The following is a 17,709-nucleotide window of genomic DNA, read 5'->3' as shown; positions in this document are numbered from 1 at the left end:
CGACCGCCGGCGCCGCAGGGCGGCGATGCGGGGGCAGACGGGCGCGCTGTTCCTGCTCGAGCGCATCGCCGACGAACTGGAGGACCGCCTGTCGCTGGTCGAGCGTCGGTTCGCCGTGGCGGTGGATCTCGCCGGCCATGCGGGGGCGAGCGCGGAGCGGCTGCGCCGCTCGGGCAAGGCCGATCTCGTGCTCGAGATCGAGCGCGACGCCGCGTTCCTTTCGAAGGGGCCGGGAGAGCGGCTGGCGATCGTCGCCGACGAGGAGGCGCTGCCGCTGAAGGCCGAAAGCGTCGATCTCTTCGTCTCGACGCTCTCCCTGCATCTCACCAACGACACGCCGGGCGTCCTCGTGCAGGCGGCGCGGGCGCTGCGGCCGGACGGGCTCTTCCTCGCCGCCCTTCTCGGCGGCGAGACGCTGCACGAGCTGCGCGCCTCGCTGATCGCGGCCGAAGCGGAGGCGACCGGCGGCGTCTCGCCGCGCGTCGCGCCCTTCGCCGATATCCGCGACGCCGGCGCGCTCCTGCAGCGGGCGGGCCTGGCCTTGCCCGTCAGCGACGTCGACCGCCTGACGGTGCGCTACGATTCCATCTTCGATCTGATGCGCGACCTGCGGGCCATGGGCATGGCGAACATGGTGTCGGAGCGCAGCCGCCGGCCGGCCACGCGCCAGTTCTTCCGCCGCGCGGCGGAAATCTATGCCGAGCGCTTCAGCGACCCGGACGGCCGGGTGCGGGCGACGTTCGACATCCTCTATCTCTCGGGCTGGAAGCCGCACGAGAGCCAGCAGAAGCCCCTCTCGCCGGGCTCGGGCAAGGTCAGCCTCGCCGAGGCACTGAAGGACCGCTCGCCGCTGCGCTGACGGGCGCGGCACCCATGGTCCGCCCGCACCGCCGCGAGACGTCACAGACTCAAAGGGCTGCCATGGCGGAGAGGGCCGCTCCCAGCGAGTCGAAGACCCGGCCGAGCTCCAGCCCGAGCGCCTTGGCGCCCCCGATGATGGCGATGCCGATGAGGCTGGCGATCAGCACGTATTCGATCACCGTCGTGCCGGAGACGTCGGAGGCGAGGCGCTCGGCGCGCCTGCGCAGGAAGGCGGCGGAGCCGCGTGTCGCTCGGATGGGACCGATCAGCATGTCGAGCCGAACCTCTGCTGCCTGTGATCGACGATGCAGGCCGGCGCCCCCGGTTCCTGCAGGACGCTGCGGCGGACATTGTAGCGCCTGGCCGCCGGACCCTTGGCGATCGAACCCGTGGTGATCATGTCGATCGCCGGCGCCATGCGCTCGTTGAGCGAGGCCACGCGCCCGTCGATCGCCGGGGCTGCGAGAAGGCACAGGATGACGGCGACCAGCGCGAAGAGGACGGAGGCGCGGACCATGCCGCCGCCGCGCTCGCCGCTGCGCGCGGCCTCGATTCCCTCGTCCTTCGCCATCGCCCACACCCCGTCCATCGCCGAGGCGAGCTTACGGCGAGGGTGGTGCAGAAAGGCTTAAGCGCAGGCCCGGCCGGTGACGGTTCGCTCACCGCTCGGCCGGGCCGAGACGTCAGAGGAGTTCCATCAGCGGCGCGATCAGCGGCTCGTCGGCGGGCGGCATGGGATAGTCGCGCAGGTTGCGCGCGCGCACCCATTTCAGCCGCTGCCCCTCGTTGGAGCGCGGCGTGCCCTCGTAGCGCCGGCAGACATAGAGCGGCATCAGGAGGTGGAAATCGTCGTAGGAATGGCTCGCGAAGGTGAGAGGGGCAAGGCACGGCACCTTCGTCTCGATGCCGAGCTCCTCGCGCAGCTCGCGCACCAGCGCCTCCTCGGGCGTCTCGCCCGGCTCCAGCTTTCCGCCGGGAAACTCCCAGAGGCCCGCGAGCGTCTTGCCGGCGGGCCGTTCGGCGAGGAGGATGCGCCCGTCCGCGTCGACGAGCGCGCAGGCCACGACGAGCACGATGCGCCGCTGCGGCGCCGGCAACGGCTCGCCCGTCATCGCTCGTCTCCATCCTCGGCGCGGTACACGTAGCGGTAGGCTTCCTTGAAGCCGAGCCGGCGATAGAGCTCGAGCCCGGCTGTATTGGAGGCCTCGACCTGAACCCAGCCCGTGCGGGCGCCCTTGTGCATGGCGTAGCGCAGCGCCGTCGTCACGAGATCGAGCCCCAGACCCTCGCGCCGCCGCTCCGGCGCCACCGCGACGTCGAGAAGGCCGGCGAGATCGTTGTCGTGGATGGCGAGCGCCACCGCCACGGGCCGCCCGTCGTCGGCCTCGCGCACGAAGAGGCCCGTCGGCGGGCGGATCGCCTCGACGATCTCCATCAGGCCCGAGCGCAGCGACTGCGGCCGCTGATGGACGCACAGGCTCGCCTCGACATAGCGCGACACGTCGCGGATCGGGATCCGGTCGAGCGCGCCCGGCAGGTCGAGCGCGGCGAGATCGGCGGTCATGACGAGCGACTCGTCGAAACGCGTCCAGCCGGCCTGATCGAGGATCTCGACGAGCTGCGGCGAGGCGAGCGGCGACTGGCGGAAGATCAGCCGCCGGCCGAACTCGGCGAAGGTGCGCCGGGCCCTGGCGATGCGCTCGGGAATCTCGGCCGTGTCGGACGGGTCGAGCGGGTTCACCGAGTTCAGCCGCTTGGCCGGAAACGAGCGCGTCAGCCGCACGGCCCAGGTGCCGTCGAAGGCGGTCGAGGTCGCCGGCCAGGCCCGGAAGCCGGCCGCCTCCAGGCGACGGACGACGGCCAGCTGGCGCAGACGTTCAGCTTCGGTAGTCGCCATTGATCTCGACGTAAGCCTTGGTGAGGTCGCAGCCATAGACCGTCCAGCGACCGGTGCCGAGGCCGAGTTCGACGCGGATGGCGATCTCGTCGCGCTTCATGGCCGCCGAGGCGGCCTCTTCGGAATAGTCGGGGTCGCGCGCGCCCTCGCGCGCCACGCGCACCTCGCCGAAATGGATCGCGAGCCGGTCGCGGTCGGCCTCCTCGCCGGACTTGCCGACGGCCATGACCACGCGGCCCCAGTTGGCGTCCTCGCCGGCCACCGCCGTCTTGACGAGCGGCGAGTTGGCGATGGACAGGGCAATGCGCTTGGCGGCGGCATCGCTCGCGGCCCCCTCGACGGTCACCTGGATCTCCTTGCGGGCGCCCTCCCCGTCGCGCCCCACCTGCCGGGCGAGGTCGAGCAGGATCTCGCCGAGCGCCGCCTCGAAGGCCGCAAGGCGCGCATCGCCCGCCGTCTCGATCACCGGACAGCCCCGGCGCGCGGCCGCGCCCGTGGCGAAGAAGAGAAGCGTGTCGGAAGTGGACGTGTCGCTGTCGACGGTGACCGAGTTGAAGCTCGGCTCGACGGCCTTCGACAGGAGCGCCTGCAGCACTTCGGGCGCGACCGGCGCGTCGGTCGCGAGGAAGGAGAGCATCGTCGCCATGTCCGGCGCGATCATGCCCGCGCCCTTGGCGATGCCGTTGATCGTGACGGGCACGCCCGCGATCTCCACGGTGCGCGTCGAGAGCTTGGGATAGGTGTCGGTCGTCATGATGGCGTCGGCCGCCTCGCGCCAGCGCTCTTCCGTGCCGGCCTGGGCGAGGCCCGAGAGAAGGCCGGTGAAGCGCGCGGCGTCGAGCGGCTCGCCGATGACGCCGGTGGAGGCGAGGAAGATCTCGGAGGGCGTCGCCTTCAGGGCGTCGGCCGCCGCTTTCGCCGTCGCGTCGGTCGTCGCCCGGCCCTTGGCGCCGGTGAAGGCGTTGGCATTGCCGGAATTGACGACGAGGGCGCGCGCGAGCCCGCCCTTCAGGCTCCTGCGGCAATGATCGACGGGCGCCGAGGGGCAGCGGGACCGGGTGAAGACGCCGGCGACCGCCGCCGGCTCGTCGAACACCATCATCAGAAGGTCGGTCCGGCCCTTGTATTTGATGCCCGCCTCGGCGGTCGCGATGCGCAGACCCTCGATCGCGGGCATGGACGGATAGCTCGTCGGGGCGAGCGGCGAGACGGCATGCGACATCTGCGAAATCCTCGGGCGTTCGGCTCGCCGCGGGGTTTGCCCGATGGGCCCGTCACCCGCAAGGGGCGGCGGGAAATTCGCCGCCCGCTTGGGCCGCCGAGGCCGAGGCGCCGGGCGCCGCGGCGCCTACTGGGCGGCCGGAGCGCCCGCCTCGCCGGCGGCCGGATCGCCCTGGAGCTGCTTCTCGAAGGTCTCGACCTGCGCCTTCATCGCCGGGTCGACATACTCGACCTTCAACGCCTCGCGCGCGCCGCGCACGAGATTGACGTAGCGCTCGCGCATCACGACCTGGCGCACCTGCTCCTTCACCTGGTCGAAGGCCGGCGGCTGCTGGTCGCGCTTCTCCTCGACGCGGATGACGTGGAAGCCGAACTGGGTCTGGACGGGCGTCTTGGTGTATTCGCCGGGCTTCAGCGCGAAGGCCGCCTTCTCGAACTCGGGCACCATCTGACCGCGGCCGAAGAAGCCGAGATCGCCTCCCTCGGGGCCGGAGGGACCGCCGGACTTCTCCTTGGCGACGGTCATGAAGTCGGCGCCGCCGTCGAGCTCCTTGATGGCGGCCTCCGCCTCCTCCTTGGTCTTCACCAGGATGTGGCGGGCGTGGATCTCCTCGGCCTTGGGAATGGCCGCCACTTCCTTGTCGTAGCGCGCCTTCAGTTCCTCGTCGGAGACGGCGGTGGCGCCGTTCTTGGCGAAGAAGGCGTTGTGCAGCGCCCGCTCGCGCTGGAAGGCGATCTCGGCCTTCACGTCGGGCCGGTCCTGCAGCTTCTCCTTCTGCGCCTCCTGCGCGAGCGCCTTGATGTCGATCAGCGCGGAGAGGACGGCGAGCTTGCGCTGCTCGGGCGGGAGCTGCTCGAACTGCGTGCCGAGGCCGCTGGCGGCGATGGCGAGCTCGCGCTCGGTGATCGACTGGTTGCCGATCTTGGCGACGACGTCGCCCTCCGCGGCCCGAACCGGGGCGGCGGCGAGAACGGCGAGCGCAACGGTGGCGAGCGCGGATCGAAGGACGAAGGACATGGCGGCGCCATCCTGAACAGGTGGAAGAAAAACGGCTCGTCGAGGCGTCGATCGGCCTTCAAAGCCCTTGCAACGCGAGGTTTTCGCGCGGGCCTCCCTCCGGGGCCGCCACGTTGACATCGCTTGGGGTGCCTCTTATCTCTCGCCCGTTCTCAAAGTCCAGCCGCCTTCCCGCAAGATTGAAGGCAAGACCGGACGTGCTCGACCCGTCCGGGTTCTGGCGGTGCGGCCCGCACGCCGTCCGGACGCGCAAGGGCACACCCACTCGGAAGGACCGCTCGATGGTCAGTTTTGGCGGCCTCGCCCGCAAGTTGCTCGGTTCGGCGAACGAGCGCCGCATCCGGCGATACGACGCCACGATCGCCGCGGTGGCAGCGCTCGAGGACCAGCTGAAGGCGCTGGACGACGACGCGCTTCGGGCCCGCACGCAGGAGCTGAAGGACAAGCTCCGGGCCGGCGCCACGGTCGACGACATTCTCGTGCCGGCCTTCGCCACGGTGCGCGAGGGCGCCCGCCGCGCGCTCGGCATGCGGCATTTCGACGTGCAGCTGATCGGCGGCATCGTCCTCAACTCGGGCGCCATCGCCGAGATGAAGACGGGCGAGGGCAAGACGCTCGTCGCCACGCTCGCCACCTATCTCAACGCCCTCGAGGGCAAGGGCGTCCACGTCGTCACCGTCAACGACTATCTCGCCCGGCGCGACGCCGAGTGGATGGGCCGCCTCTACCGCTTCCTCGGGCTCTCCGTCGGCATCATCACCCACGGGCTCTCCGACGAGGAGCGCCGGCAGGCCTATGCCTGCGACATCACCTACGCCACGAACAACGAGCTCGGCTTCGACTACCTGCGCGACAACATGAAGTACGAGCGCGGGCAGATGGTGCAGCGCGGCCACCACTATGCCATCGTCGACGAGGTGGACTCCATCCTCATCGACGAGGCGCGCACGCCCCTCATCATCTCCGGCCCGCTCGACGACCGCTCTGACCTCTACAAGACGATCGACACGTTCATCCCGCAGCTCTCGCGCGAGGACTACGATCTCGACGAGAAGCAGCGTCAGGTCTCCTTCACCGAGGACGGCACCGAGAAGCTCGAGCGCCTCCTGGAAGCGGCCGGCCTCCTGCAGGGCGCATCGCTCTACGACATCGAGAACGTCGCCGTCGTCCACCACGTCAACAACGCGCTGAAGGCCCACACGCTCTTCCAGCGCGACAAGGACTATATCGTCCGCAACGACGAGATCGTCATCATCGACGAGTTCACCGGCCGCATGATGCCCGGGCGTCGCTATTCGGAAGGCCTGCATCAGGCGCTCGAGGCCAAGGAGCACGTGACCGTGCAGCCCGAGAACCAGACGCTCGCCTCCATCACCTTCCAGAACTACTTCCGCATGTACAAGAAGCTGGCCGGCATGACCGGCACGGCGCAGACGGAAGCGGCCGAGTTCGGCGACATCTACGCGCTGGACGTGATCGAGATCCCGACCAATCGCGGCGTGCAGCGCATCGACGAGGACGACGAGGTCTACCGCACCTTCGAGGAGAAGTTCCGCGCCATCGCGCGCGAGGTGAAGGCGGCCGCCGAGCGCGGCCAGCCGATCCTCGTCGGCACGACCTCCATCGAGAAGTCCGAGATGCTGGCCGACCGGCTGCGCAAGGAGGGCCTGCAGAACTTCCAGGTGCTGAACGCGCGCTACCACGAGCAGGAGGCCTACATCGTCAGCCAGGCCGGCGTGCCGGGCGCGGTGACGATCGCCACCAACATGGCCGGCCGCGGCACCGACATCCAGCTCGGCGGCAATGCCGAGATGCGCGTCGAGCACGAGCTGAAGGACATGCCGGAAGGACCGGAGCGCGAGGCCGCGATCCGCGAGATCGAGGCCGACATCAGGCGGCTGAAGGAGAAGGCGCTCGCCGCCGGCGGGCTCTACGTGCTGGCCACCGAGCGCCACGAGTCCCGGCGCATCGACAACCAGCTGCGCGGCCGCTCCGGCCGCCAGGGCGACCCGGGCCGGTCCAAGTTCTACCTGTCGCTCCAGGACGACCTGATGCGCATCTTCGGGTCCGAGCGCATGGACACGATGCTGACGCGGCTCGGCCTGAAGGAGGACGAGGCGATCGTCCATCCCTGGATCAACAAGGCGCTGGAAAAGGCGCAGAAGAAGGTCGAGGCGCGCAACTTCGACATCCGCAAGAACCTCCTGAAATACGACGACGTGATGAACGACCAGCGTCGCGTCATCTTCGAGCAGCGCATCGAGCTGATGGACTCGGCCGACCTCCACGACATCGTCTCGGACATGCGCGAGGAGGTGATCGAGGGTCTCGTCGCCAAGCACATTCCCGAGCGGGCCTATCCCGAGCAGTGGTCGACGAAGGAACTGCGCGAGGACGTGCGCGAGATCCTCAATCTCGACGTGCCGGTGGACGAATGGGCCGCCGAAGAGGGCATCGACGACGCCGACGTCCTCAAGCGCCTGAAGGAGACCGCCGAGGCGGCCGCCCAGGAGAAGACGACGCGCTTCGGGCCGGAGATCGCGACCTACGTGCAGCGCAACGTCGTCCTCCAGACGATCGACCTCCTCTGGCGCGAGCATCTCGTCAATCTCGACCACCTGCGCTCGGTGATCGGCTTCCGCGGCTACGCCCAGCGCGACCCGCTGAACGAGTACAAGTCGGAGGCCTTCGAGCTCTTCCAGACGATGCTGGCGAACCTTCGCGAGCGCGTCACCTCGCAGCTCTCGCGCGTCGAGATCATGCGCTCCGAGCCCGAAGCCCCCACCCTGCCCGCGATGGAAGCGCACCATTTCGACGCGACGACGGGCGCCGACGAACTCGGCGACGGTTCCGAGCGGCTGACGGCGAACTTCACCCCCGTCGAGGCCGACGGCCTGCGCCGCGATCCCGAGAATCCCGACAGCTGGGGCGTGGTCTCGCGCAACGAGCCCTGCCCCTGCGGCTCCGGCAAGAAGTTCAAGCATTGCCACGGCGTGCTGGCGTAAGAGCCGGCCGACGACGCGAAGACTTCTCAGGGGCGCTGCGGCGCCCCTTCTGCTGTGCGCGGGGCGCTCGCGGCGTCGGACGGGACGGGCGCGCGCGGTCGATCCCGTTCCCAGACCGGGCGTTCTCGCGAGCCGCCCCGGCGGCCGAAGCGTCGCCGTCCAAGCCCGGCGCGGACCTCTCCGGCCGATCGGAGCGCGACCGGCGCGACCGGCCGCACTGTTGCATATTTGCAATTATGAGTCATTGAGTCTTGTTTAGAGACGTTCTTCGTTGAGGACAGGGCGAGGCCTTCCGTAAGGGAGACCACGCCCGTCCCCTCGGCCTTTGGCCCGCCGACCCTGGAGAACACGATGTCCCCGCACGCGACCGCCTTCCTTCGGAGCGCCCTCCTCGGGGTCTCGCTGCTCGCGCTTGGCCAGGGTTCGGCCCAGGGGCAGGTGGCGGGCGCCGGTGGCGCGCGGCCTTCGCCGGCGGCCTCGGACCCGATCCTCCTCGACGAGGTGGTGATCGACGCGTCCCTCGGCGGACAGCCGGCGACGGGCACCGTGGGCGAGCCCCCGGCGCCCTACGCGGGCGGCCAGGTCGCGACCGGGGCCCGGCTCGGCGCCCTCGGCAACCGTTCGACGCTCGAGACGCCCTTCAACGTCACGAGCTTCACCGATACGCTGCTGCGCAATCAGCAGGCCCGAACCCTGGCCGACGCCGTTCTGAACGATCCGTCCGTGCGCAACGACGCCCCCGCCTTCAGCGAGCGCGACGCCTTCTTCATCCGCGGCTTCTCGGTGGTCAATCTCGACACCGCCTTCGACGGATTGTTCTACATCGCCAATCCGCGCCGCTCGTTCCTGGACGGCATCGAGCGCGTCGAGATCCTCAAGGGACCCTCGGCTCTCGTCAACGGGGGCCTGGGACGGGTCGGCGGCACGATCAACCTCGTTCCCAAGCGGGCCGGCGACGAGCCCCTGACGCGGCTGACGACGGGCTTCGCCAGCGATTCGCAGGTCTCGCCGCAATTCGACTTCGGCCGGCGCTACGGCCCCTCCGGTGAATGGGGCATCCGCGCCAACGGCTCCTATCGCGCGGGCGACACGACGCTCGATCGCAACGATATCGAGATCGGCGCGGGGGCGCTCGGCCTCGACTATCGCGGCGACCGCCTGCGCGCCTCGCTCGACCTGACGCATTCGGACCAGAAGATCGACGCGCCGACCTCGCTGTTCAACGGCGCCGCGCCCGGAATCGCGATCCCCCGCGCGCCCGATGGCAGCGTCAACACGGCCAATTCGTTCGAATATATCGACAGCGACCACACGATGGGCGCCGGGCGCGTCGAATACGACATCCTGGAGAACACGACCCTCTACGCGGCCGGCGGCGCCAGCCGCTACCGCGAGGACTTCCTGACCTCCTCCTACCTGATCGAAGACGCGGCGGGGAACGCGACGGCCACGCTCGCCATCCAGCCGCAGCAGATCGAGGGCAAGACCGGCGAGGCGGGCCTGCGCTCGCAGTTCGAAACCGGCTTCGTCGGCCACCAGCTGAGCCTGTCGGTCTCCGTGGCGCAGAACGAGAATTTCCGCGGCGGCTTCGCGCGCCTGTCGCTGCCGCGTTTCGCCACCAACATCTACGATCCGAGTTTCCTGCCCGAAAGCCGCATTCCCTCCTTCGACTTTCCGCTGGCCAGCGGGCGCCCGCTCTTCGCGGACCTCCTGCTCAAGAGCTATGCCGTGTCCGACACGCTCTCCTTCGCGCAGGACCGGATCCAGGTCACGCTCGGCGGGCGCTATCAGGACATCCGATCGCGCGGCTTCTCCACCGTTCCCGGCCCCACGCTCGGCGACCAGACCTACGATTACGAGGAGGCCCGCTTCAGCCCGGCGGTCGGCACGGTCGTGCGCCTCACCGATCGGCTGTCGGTCTACGGCAACTATGTCGAGGCCCTGACGGAGGGGCCGACGGCTCCGGCCACGGCGCTGAACGCCAGCGAAGTCTTCGCGCCCATCGTCAGTCGGCAGAAGGAGGTCGGCGTGAAATACGACTTCGGCAATTTCGGCCTGACGACCGCGCTGTTCGAGATCGAGCAGCCGAGCGCCTTCACCGATCCCACGACGCGCCTCTTCGCCGTCGACGGCCTGCAGTCCAACCGCGGCGTCGAGTTCAGCCTCTACGGCGAGCCGCTCGAGGGCGTGCGCCTTCTGGGCGGCGTCACCTTCCTCGATGCGGACCTCGAGACAACCGCCGGCGGGCGCTTCGACGGCAACACGGTTCCCGGCGTGGCAGGCACGGCGATCAATCTCTACGGCGAGTACGACGTGACCTGGCTGGCGCCGGGCCTCACCCTCACCGGCCGCATGGTGCACACGGGCTCCACCTATTACGATCAGGCCAACACCCAGAAGGTCGACGACTGGACCCGCTTCGACACGGGGCTGCGCTACGCGTTCACCGGCCCCTACGCCAAGCCGGTGGAGGTCGTCGCAACGATCGAGAACGTCCTCGACGAAGCCTACTGGGCCTCCTCGGCACGCGGCTTCCTGGCCGCCGGCGCCGGACGCACCTTCAGGATCTCGACCTCGGTGGAGTTCTGATCCGTCCTCGGGTCGAACGGGCGGGGCCGGCGGTCCGTCGCGCCGGACCCCGCGCGATGCTCGAATGCCGGACTCCCGCCCGCCGCCCTCAGGGGCGGGACGCCGCCTCGACCGCTTCGATCAGACGTCTCGTCGCCTCGGCGCGGGCCTCGTTCGGATAGTTCCGGTTCGCCAGGACGGTGACCCCGATCCGGCGCCCCGGAACGAGCGCGACGTAGGACCCGAAGCCGCCCGTGCCCCCGGTCTTGTTGAGGAACACGCCGTCCGATGCCGGCGACAGGGGCGGTTCCAGCCGCTCGACGGGCTGCGGCTTCAGCGCCATGGCGCTCGAATTCCCGTCCTTCAGCCGCTGCAGGTCCACGGGCCAGGGATATTGCTCCCAGACGAGGTCCTGGACGTAGTATTGCGTCCTGAAACGACCGGTGCGCGTCTCTGCCAGCGCCGCCGAAACGTCTTCGGGAAGATCGATCGTGCCGAGATTGGCTTCCAGGAACCGCGTCATGTCCCTGACGGTCGACTTCACGCCGTAGGCTTCGGCGTCGAGGACGCCCGGGTTCACCCGGACCGGGCGGTCGCCGTCCTTCGCGTAGCCGAAGGCGTAGCGATCGGCCGCGTCGTCGGGAACGAAGACGAAGGTGCTGGAGAGGCCGAGACCCTCGAACAGGACCGACTGCGCGGCCTGCGCGTAGGGCATCGCGAAGCGTTCCGCCGTGATCTGTCCCAGAAGTCCGATACTGACGTTCGAATAGGAGCGCGTCGCATTCGGATCGCCGTTAGGCGTGAAGGCGCGCAGATAGGCCGTCAGCCCATCCCCGTCGTCGGCGACGGTCTCCGGCACCTGGAGCGGCAGGCCGCCCGTCGTGTGCGTGGCGAGATTGACGAGCGTGATCCTGTCGAAGGCCGAGCCTTTCAGCGCCGGCCTGTGGCGCGAGACGCTGTCGCCGAGCGACAGGAGCCCCCGTCTCTCGGCGAGTGCGGCGAGAGTGACGTTGAAGAGCTTGCTGACCGAACCCAGCTCGAAGATCGTCTCCGCCATCACCGGCGCATGGGTCGCCCGAACCGCCTCGCCATGGGTGAAGTAATACTCCTCGCCGTCGATCGTGAGGCCGACGGCCAGTCCCGGGATGTCGTGCGCCTCGACGACGGGCAGGAAGATCCGCGCCGCCATGTCCTGGAACTCGGCGGGCGTGAGAGCCTTAGCGGGAACCGCTCCGGCGGCGGCGGTGACGAGCGCGGCGGCGATGCAGGATCTGATCAAGGGACACCTTCGATGCGTTGCGATCGAAATCCTCTGACGGGGAAAGGTGGCGTCGCGGCGTCGCTTCGGGCGTTCGCGGCGCGCCATCCACAGGTCTTCGCAAGGCATCTCATCCGTGCCGCCTTTTCCCCTGCCCCGCGAACGACGACGCCCGCCGGATCTCTCCGGCGGGCGCGACATGCGGCGTGACTGCGTCGGGGCTGCGAAGCCCGCTCAGTCCAGGAATGTCGAGAACACGCTGCCGCCTGCCGGGGCGCGGGGCGTGCCGGGGATGCGCTGGCCGGTGCGGTCGTAGCCCTCGCGCCGGTGCTGCTCGGCGGCATAGGCCTCGGCGGTGATGGGCTGGCCGGTGCGATAGGTGAAGGTCGAGGTCTGGGCGAAGTCGCTCGGGCTCAGCGAGGAGGCGATCTTCAGCTCCTCCGCCTCGTCGGCGGCCTGCTTGGCGGCGACGGTCTGCGCCACCGGGATTTCCGGGCACGGGCCGTTCGGGGTCAGGCCGGCGACGGTCTCGGCCGTCTGGTCGAAGATGTAACGCTTCTCGCACACGCCGACATTCGGCAGCTTGTGCGTCGCCTCGAAATAGTCCGAGCCCGTCTTCAGCATCTTCCAGAAGGCGTAGTGCTCGGACTTGCGGTGGCGCGCCATGTTCTTGGGCGTCATGCGGAACGGATAGGCCTGGATCTGGAAGGCCCGCTGCCCGCCCTGGAAGGCGTAGCGCGCCAGCGTGTAGATTTCCTGGATCTGCGCGTCGTCCATCGCGTAGCAGCCGGACGAATTGCACGAGCCGTGCACCATCAGGTGGCTGCCGGTGCGCCCGTTCGCCCGGTCGTAGGCGTTGGGATAGCCCATGTTGACGGCGAGGTGATAGTTCGAGTTCGGGTTCAGCTGCGCGGGCGTCACCGTGTAGAAGCCCTCGGGGGCCTGGCGGTCGCCCTCGGCCTTCTTCGGCCCGAGCTTCCCCGACCAGGCGCAGATGTCGTAGGTCTTCAGGAGCTCGTAGGTCCCGTCCGTCGTCTGCTTCCAGACCTCCAGATCGGACTCCTCCTTGAACAGGCGCACCAGGATCGGCGCGTTCTGCCCCATGTTCTTGGCCGCGATCGTCTTGGCGAGGGCGGCCGACATCGGCGCCTGCGAGGGCAGGAGATCGTCGTATTTGCAGGAGGTCACAGCGAAGAGCCCGGCGGTCAGGGCCGCGGCGGTGAGAAGGCGTCGAACGATCATATCCAATGTCCCCTCGCACTGGCGGCGGACCGCCATTCCCGGACGCGGCGCCCCGAAGGCGGCCGAACCGGGACCGTTCGCGCCTCCCGCCTCGCGCGTGAGCGCAGCGACGACGGAGGACGCTTCCCCCTTAGACCCCGGAATGGTTGCGTAACCCTTAATGTGCGGGGATACGCAGCTCACCTTCACCAAGGGTTTACCGGCGCACGGGAACCGCCGCAATGCAGGGCCTGCGGCGAGACGGATTCGGCCGGCGACCTGTGGCCGGCCGGCAACGCTCTAGATATTCCGCCCGATGGCGAGGAACTTTTCGCGCCGCTGTCGCCGCAGGGACTCACCGTCGAGACCGGACAGGCCCGCGAAGGCGTTCCGGATCGCGCCGGCCGCGTTGGCGATGGCCTCTTCGGGCGAGCGGTGGGCGCCGCCCAGCGGCTCGTCGACGATCTCGTCGATGATGCCGAACTCCTTGAGGTCCTGCGCGGTGATCTTCATCGCCTGCGCCACGTCGCGGGCGCGCGTCGCGTCGCGCCACAGGATCGAGGCACCGGCCTCCGGCGAGATCACCGAATAGATCGCGTGCTCCAGCATGAGGACGCGGTTGGCCGCGGCGATGGCGATGGCGCCGCCCGAGCCGCCCTCCCCGATCACCAGCGAAACGAGCGGAACCTTCAGGTTGAGGCAGGTCTCGGTGGAGCGGGCGATGGCCTCGGCCTGGCCGCGCTCCTCGGCGCCGATGCCCGGATAGGCGCCGGCCGTGTCGACGAGCGTCAGGACGGGAATCGCGAAGCGCTCGGCGAGTTCCATGATGCGCACGGCCTTGCGGTAGCCCTCGGGCCGGGCCATGCCGAAATTGTGCTTGAGGCGCGTCTGCGTGTCGTTGCCCTTCTCCTGGCCGATCACGGCGACGGAGACACCGTCGAAGCGCCCGAATCCGGCGACGATCGCGTGGTCCTCGGCATAGGAACGGTCGCCGGCGAGCGGCGTGAAGTCGGTGATGAGCGCGGAGAGGTAGTCGAGGCAGTGCGGCCGGTCGGGATGGCGGGCCACCATCGTCTTCTGCCAGGGCGTCAGCTTCCTGTAGAGATCGGCGAGCGCGTCGCGGGAGCGCTTCTCCAGCCGCTGAATCTCGTCGGCGACGTCGACGCCGCCGTCCTCGCCCGTTCCCAGCTTCTTCAGGGCGACGATCTGGCCGTCGAGATCGGCGACCGGTTTTTCGAATTCGAGATAGTTGTGCATGCGGTCCGTGGGGTTTCGGCCGCCCCGCGGCCGGGACGCCTCTTTGCGGGCGTCCGGACGGACCGTCCGGCCGGGAGCCGGTCGCGGCAGCAGCGTGGCCGGGCGGTTCGAGTTCCGGCGGGAAACTGGCGACGCGCCCTGCGCTTGTCAAGAAACTAAGCGCGCGGCCCGCGCGGCACGCGATGGACTGCGCCGCGGAAGCAGCGGATGCCGCCGAGGCGCCCTTGCGCGCCGGGCTCCTCCTCGGGCCGGCCGCCCTCCTCTTCGCCGCGCTCGCGCTGCGGACGACGCGGCGCCCTGCCCGTTGATCGAGCGCCCTCAGTCGCCCGCCAGGTCCGACAGCGGGTGATGGTCGGTCACGAGCCGGATCAGGCGCTCCTCCAGCACATGCGTGTAGATCTGCGTCGTCGAGATGTCGGCATGGCCGAGCAGCGCCTGGACCGAACGGAGGTCGGCGCCGTTCTGCAGGAGGTGACTGGCGAAGGCGTGGCGCAGCACATGCGGCGAGATGCGCGCGGCCGGGATGCCCGCGCGCGCCGCCAGCGCCTTGAGATCGCGCGCGAAGGCCTGGCGCGTGAGGTGGCCGCTCTCGGAAAGGGCGGGAAAGAGCCATTCGCTCTCCTGCCCGAGCCCGGCGACCCGCATCGCCTCGGAAAAGGCCGCCAGCGCCTCCTGCGCGGCGAGGCCGATCGGCACCATGCGCTCCTTGTCGCCCTTGCCCCGCACGACGATGACGCGGCTTCGCGCCCGCAGCACCGCTTTGGGCAGCGAGACGAGTTCGGAGACGCGCAGGCCCGTGGCGTAGAGGAGTTCGACCAGCGCGTTCATGCGCGCCGCCCGCGCCGCCTCGCCGGGCGAAAGGCCCGCCGCCGCAGCTTCCAGCGCCGAACGGGCCAGAAGCCGGTCGACCTCGTCCTCGCTCATGATCTTCGGAATCGCCCGCACGCGCCGCACGCTTTCGAGCGGCCCGGTCGGGTCGTCGCCGCGCCGCCCCTCGGCATAGAGGAACTGGTAGAACTGGCGCAGCGACGAGAGGCGCCGCGACTGGCTGGTCTCGGCGAATCCCTGGTCGTTGAGGCGCGCCACATAGGCCCTCAGCCCGTCCGTGTCGGCGCCGGCGAGCGTGGCGCCGCGCCCGGCCAGGAAGCCGGCCGCGTCCTCGAGATCGCGCCGATAGGCCTGAAGCGTGTTCTCGGCCGCGCCCCGCTCCACGGCCATCATCTCCAGGAAGGCCTCGATCGTCGCGCCGTCCCGCGCGCCGGCGCTCATTGCGGCGCCGGTGGGCTCGCCGGCGCGTCCTCGACCGGCGCGACCGCCTCGGGCGCGGCCTCCACCTCCGGCGCCGGCTCGAAGCGCGGCAGCGGCACGTCCACGATCGTCTCGCGGCGCGTCGGCTCCACGAAGGTCACGAGCGCGGCCATGACGGCGAGGACGAACCCTGCGACGAGGGCGAGAATCGTCAGGAGGCGGACGAGGGTCGGCATCGTTCGCGGTGTCTCACTTTCGGCAAAAGGCGTCCCCTCGCGGACGCGTCGTTCTAGCTCATACGAAGGGCGTTGCAAGCGCGGCTCGGAGGCGGGCGGAGCGCGGCTTGACGCAACGGGCGAATTCCTGTTTGCCCCTCGAAACCTGAGATCAGACCCGTTTCGCCGCGAAAGGCCCCATGATCTGCGACCTCACACCCGAAGCACGGGCGGCCATCGTCAGCCGCCTCGGCCCTCGGTCGGTCACGCTGATCGGGCTGATGGGCGCGGGCAAGACGACGGTCGGACGCCGGCTGGCGCAGATTCTCGGCCTCCCCTTCAAGGACAGCGACGTCGAGATCGAGACGATCTCGCGCATGAGCGTGCCCGAACTCTTCGCCGCCTATGGCGAGCCCGAGTTCCGGGCGCTGGAGGCCCGCGTCGTGCGGCGCCTCTCGCAGGACGGGCCGCAGGTCATCGCGACCGGCGGCGGCGCCTTCATGGACGAGGGCACGCGGGCCGTCCTGAAGGAGAACACGATCACCGTCTGGCTGAAGGCCGATCTCGACACGCTGATGGACAGGGTCGGCCGGCGCGGCAACCGCCCGCTCCTGAGGAGCGCCGATCCGCGCGGCGTGATGGCCGACCTCATGGCCAGGCGCTACCCGGTCTACGCGCTGGCGGACGTGACGATCGTCAGCCGCAATGTGAAGCGCGAGACGATCGCGCTGGAGATCGCCGAGACGCTCGCGCTGCAACTTGCGAAGGAGACGGCCTGATGGGCGAACCGATCCGCCGGGACGCGGCGCCGCAGGCGGGCGAGCCCGCCCGCGTGCCTGTCGACCTCGGGCCCCGCTCCTACGACATCCTCATCGGGGCCGACCTCCTCGCCACGGCCGGCGCGCGCATCGCGGACCGGCTGCCCGGCGCGCGCGTCGCCGTCGTCACCGACGAGACGGTCGCGGGCCATCACCTCCCGGCCCTGCAGGCCTCGCTGACGCGGGCGGGCATCGACCACACGGAAATCGTCCTGCCGGCCGGCGAGACGACGAAGAGCTTCGCGCATCTGGAACGCGTCGTCGACGCCGTCATCGCCGCGCGACTTGAGCGTGGCGATGCGGTCGTCGCGCTCGGCGGCGGCGTGATCGGGGATCTGGCGGGGTTCGCCAGCGCCATCGTGCGGCGCGGCATGAAGCTCGTGCAGGTGCCGACGACCCTCCTCTCGCAGGTCGATTCCTCCGTCGGCGGCAAGACGGGCATCAACTCGCCGCGCGGCAAGAACCTGATCGGCGCCTTCCACCAGCCGGTCCTGGTGCTGGCCGACACCGATCTTCTCGACACGCTGAGCCCGCGCGAATTCGCCGCCGGCTATGCCGAGGTCGTCAAATACGGGCTGATCGACCGGCCGGACTTCTTCGCCTGGCTCGAAGGGGCGCGCGAGGCGATCTTCGCCGGCGGGCCCGAGCGGGGCCGGGCGATCGCCGAGAGCTGCGCGGCCAAGGCCGCCGTCGTCGCCGGCGACGAGGAGGAGCACGGCAACCGCGCGCTTCTCAATCTCGGCCACACGTTCGGCCACGCGCTGGAGGCGGGCGTGCGCTACGATCCCGCCCGTCTCGTCCATGGCGAGGGCGTGTCGATCGGCCTGTGCCTCGCGCACCGCTTCTCGGCCGAGCTCGGCCTGTGCGATCCCGCGCTCGCCGGCCGCGTCGCACGCCATCTTGCCGCCGCGGGACTGCCGACGCGCATCGCCGACGTTCCGGGCGAGCCCTTCACCGTCGAGGGCCTGATGGCCGCGATCCAGCAGGACAAGAAAGTGGCGCGCGGCCGGCTGACCTTCATCCTGGTGCGCGCTCTCGGCGAGGCCTTCGTGGCGCGCGACATCGAGCCCGCCGCGCTCGAGCGCTTCCTGCGCGCGGAGCTCACCGCGTGAGGCGGGCGCG

16 protein-coding genes are annotated in these 17,709 nt (G+C 69.9%); 5 read left to right on the top strand and 11 right to left on the bottom strand.

Annotation, left to right across the window (positions count from 1 at the left end; genetic code table 11):
* The first annotated feature begins 25 nt into the window (after positions 1-25).
* A complete protein-coding gene (locus ASG48_RS05645) occupies positions 26-859 on the top strand; it encodes a methyltransferase domain-containing protein (RefSeq protein ID WP_244486825.1) in 834 nt (277 codons plus the stop codon).
* Positions 860-908: 49 nt separating this feature from the next.
* Here ASG48_RS05645 and ASG48_RS05640 read toward each other — a convergent pair whose 3' ends face one another.
* The 6 genes from ASG48_RS05640 to ASG48_RS05615 form a co-directional block, all read right to left on the bottom strand.
* Positions 909-1,133 (bottom strand): Flp family type IVb pilin, encoded by a 225-nt coding sequence (locus ASG48_RS05640; protein ID WP_055846520.1) that lies wholly within the window; start codon positions 1,131-1,133, stop codon positions 909-911.
* Positions 1,127-1,432, bottom strand: coding sequence for a hypothetical protein (locus ASG48_RS05635; protein WP_055846517.1), 306 nt, complete (start codon positions 1,430-1,432; stop codon positions 1,127-1,129). Before ASG48_RS05635 ends, ASG48_RS05640 begins: the two co-directional genes overlap by 7 nt.
* A 112-nt stretch (positions 1,433-1,544) precedes the next feature.
* Complete coding sequence (gene mutT / locus ASG48_RS05630; protein ID WP_055846514.1) at positions 1,545-1,973, bottom strand: 8-oxo-dGTP diphosphatase MutT; 429 nt, start codon at positions 1,971-1,973, stop codon at positions 1,545-1,547.
* Positions 1,970-2,758 carry a GNAT family N-acetyltransferase gene (locus tag ASG48_RS05625; RefSeq protein WP_055846511.1) on the bottom strand — a complete coding sequence of 263 codons (789 nt, stop codon included), beginning with the start codon at positions 2,756-2,758 and terminating at the stop codon, positions 1,970-1,972. The genes mutT and ASG48_RS05625 overlap by 4 nt, the downstream gene beginning before the upstream one ends.
* Positions 2,739-3,980 (bottom strand): bifunctional glutamate N-acetyltransferase/amino-acid acetyltransferase ArgJ, encoded by a 1,242-nt coding sequence (argJ, locus tag ASG48_RS05620; RefSeq protein WP_055846508.1) that lies wholly within the window; start codon positions 3,978-3,980, stop codon positions 2,739-2,741. The genes ASG48_RS05625 and argJ overlap by 20 nt, the downstream gene beginning before the upstream one ends.
* A gap of 126 nt (positions 3,981-4,106) precedes the next feature.
* Complete coding sequence (locus ASG48_RS05615; RefSeq protein WP_055846505.1) at positions 4,107-4,997, bottom strand: peptidylprolyl isomerase; 891 nt, start codon at positions 4,995-4,997, stop codon at positions 4,107-4,109.
* Between the two features lie 281 nt (positions 4,998-5,278).
* Between ASG48_RS05615 and secA the strand changes: the two genes are divergently transcribed.
* Both secA and ASG48_RS05605 read left to right on the top strand, forming a co-directional pair.
* The gene (gene secA / locus ASG48_RS05610; RefSeq protein ID WP_055846502.1) at positions 5,279-8,002 is read left to right on the top strand and encodes a preprotein translocase subunit SecA; all 2,724 of its coding nucleotides are present in this window, start codon (positions 5,279-5,281) and stop codon (positions 8,000-8,002) included.
* Positions 8,003-8,353: 351 nt separating this feature from the next.
* Entirely contained in the window at positions 8,354-10,591 is a 2,238-nt protein-coding gene (locus ASG48_RS05605) for a TonB-dependent siderophore receptor (protein ID WP_082529268.1), read from the top strand.
* 88 nt (positions 10,592-10,679) lie between these two features.
* Here the strand turns inward: ASG48_RS05605 and ampC are convergent, their stop codons facing one another.
* From ampC to ASG48_RS05580, 5 genes are all read right to left on the bottom strand, one after another.
* Positions 10,680-11,849, bottom strand: a complete 1,170-nt coding sequence (gene ampC / locus ASG48_RS05600) for a class C beta-lactamase (protein ID WP_244486774.1) — start codon at positions 11,847-11,849, stop codon at positions 10,680-10,682.
* Positions 11,850-12,062: 213 nt separating this feature from the next.
* Positions 12,063-13,070 carry a murein L,D-transpeptidase family protein gene (locus ASG48_RS05595; protein WP_082529266.1) on the bottom strand — a complete coding sequence of 336 codons (1,008 nt, stop codon included), beginning with the start codon at positions 13,068-13,070 and terminating at the stop codon, positions 12,063-12,065.
* Between the two features lie 279 nt (positions 13,071-13,349).
* Entirely contained in the window at positions 13,350-14,306 is a 957-nt protein-coding gene (locus ASG48_RS05590) for an acetyl-CoA carboxylase carboxyltransferase subunit alpha (protein ID WP_055846499.1), read from the bottom strand.
* 318 nt (positions 14,307-14,624) lie between these two features.
* Positions 14,625-15,575 (bottom strand): site-specific tyrosine recombinase XerD, encoded by a 951-nt coding sequence (locus tag ASG48_RS05585; RefSeq protein ID WP_055846496.1) that lies wholly within the window; start codon positions 15,573-15,575, stop codon positions 14,625-14,627.
* Positions 15,572-15,790: a hypothetical protein gene (locus ASG48_RS05580; protein WP_055846493.1), complete on the bottom strand. Its 219-nt coding sequence runs from the start codon at positions 15,788-15,790 to the stop codon at positions 15,572-15,574. The genes ASG48_RS05585 and ASG48_RS05580 overlap by 4 nt, the downstream gene beginning before the upstream one ends.
* A gap of 179 nt (positions 15,791-15,969) precedes the next feature.
* Between ASG48_RS05580 and ASG48_RS05575 the strand changes: the two genes are divergently transcribed.
* Positions 15,970-16,548 carry a shikimate kinase gene (locus tag ASG48_RS05575; RefSeq protein ID WP_055846491.1) on the top strand — a complete coding sequence of 193 codons (579 nt, stop codon included), beginning with the start codon at positions 15,970-15,972 and terminating at the stop codon, positions 16,546-16,548.
* The gene (gene aroB, locus ASG48_RS05570; RefSeq protein ID WP_055846487.1) at positions 16,548-17,699 is read left to right on the top strand and encodes a 3-dehydroquinate synthase; all 1,152 of its coding nucleotides are present in this window, start codon (positions 16,548-16,550) and stop codon (positions 17,697-17,699) included. Before ASG48_RS05575 ends, aroB begins: the two co-directional genes overlap by 1 nt.
* Positions 17,700-17,709: the final 10 nt, after the last annotated feature.

The organism is Aurantimonas sp. Leaf443, from assembly GCF_001425575.1.
Taxonomy (GTDB): domain Bacteria; phylum Pseudomonadota; class Alphaproteobacteria; order Rhizobiales; family Rhizobiaceae; genus Leaf443.
Note: the sequence above shows the minus strand (reverse complement) of the source record. Positions and strands in the feature narration are given on the sequence as shown.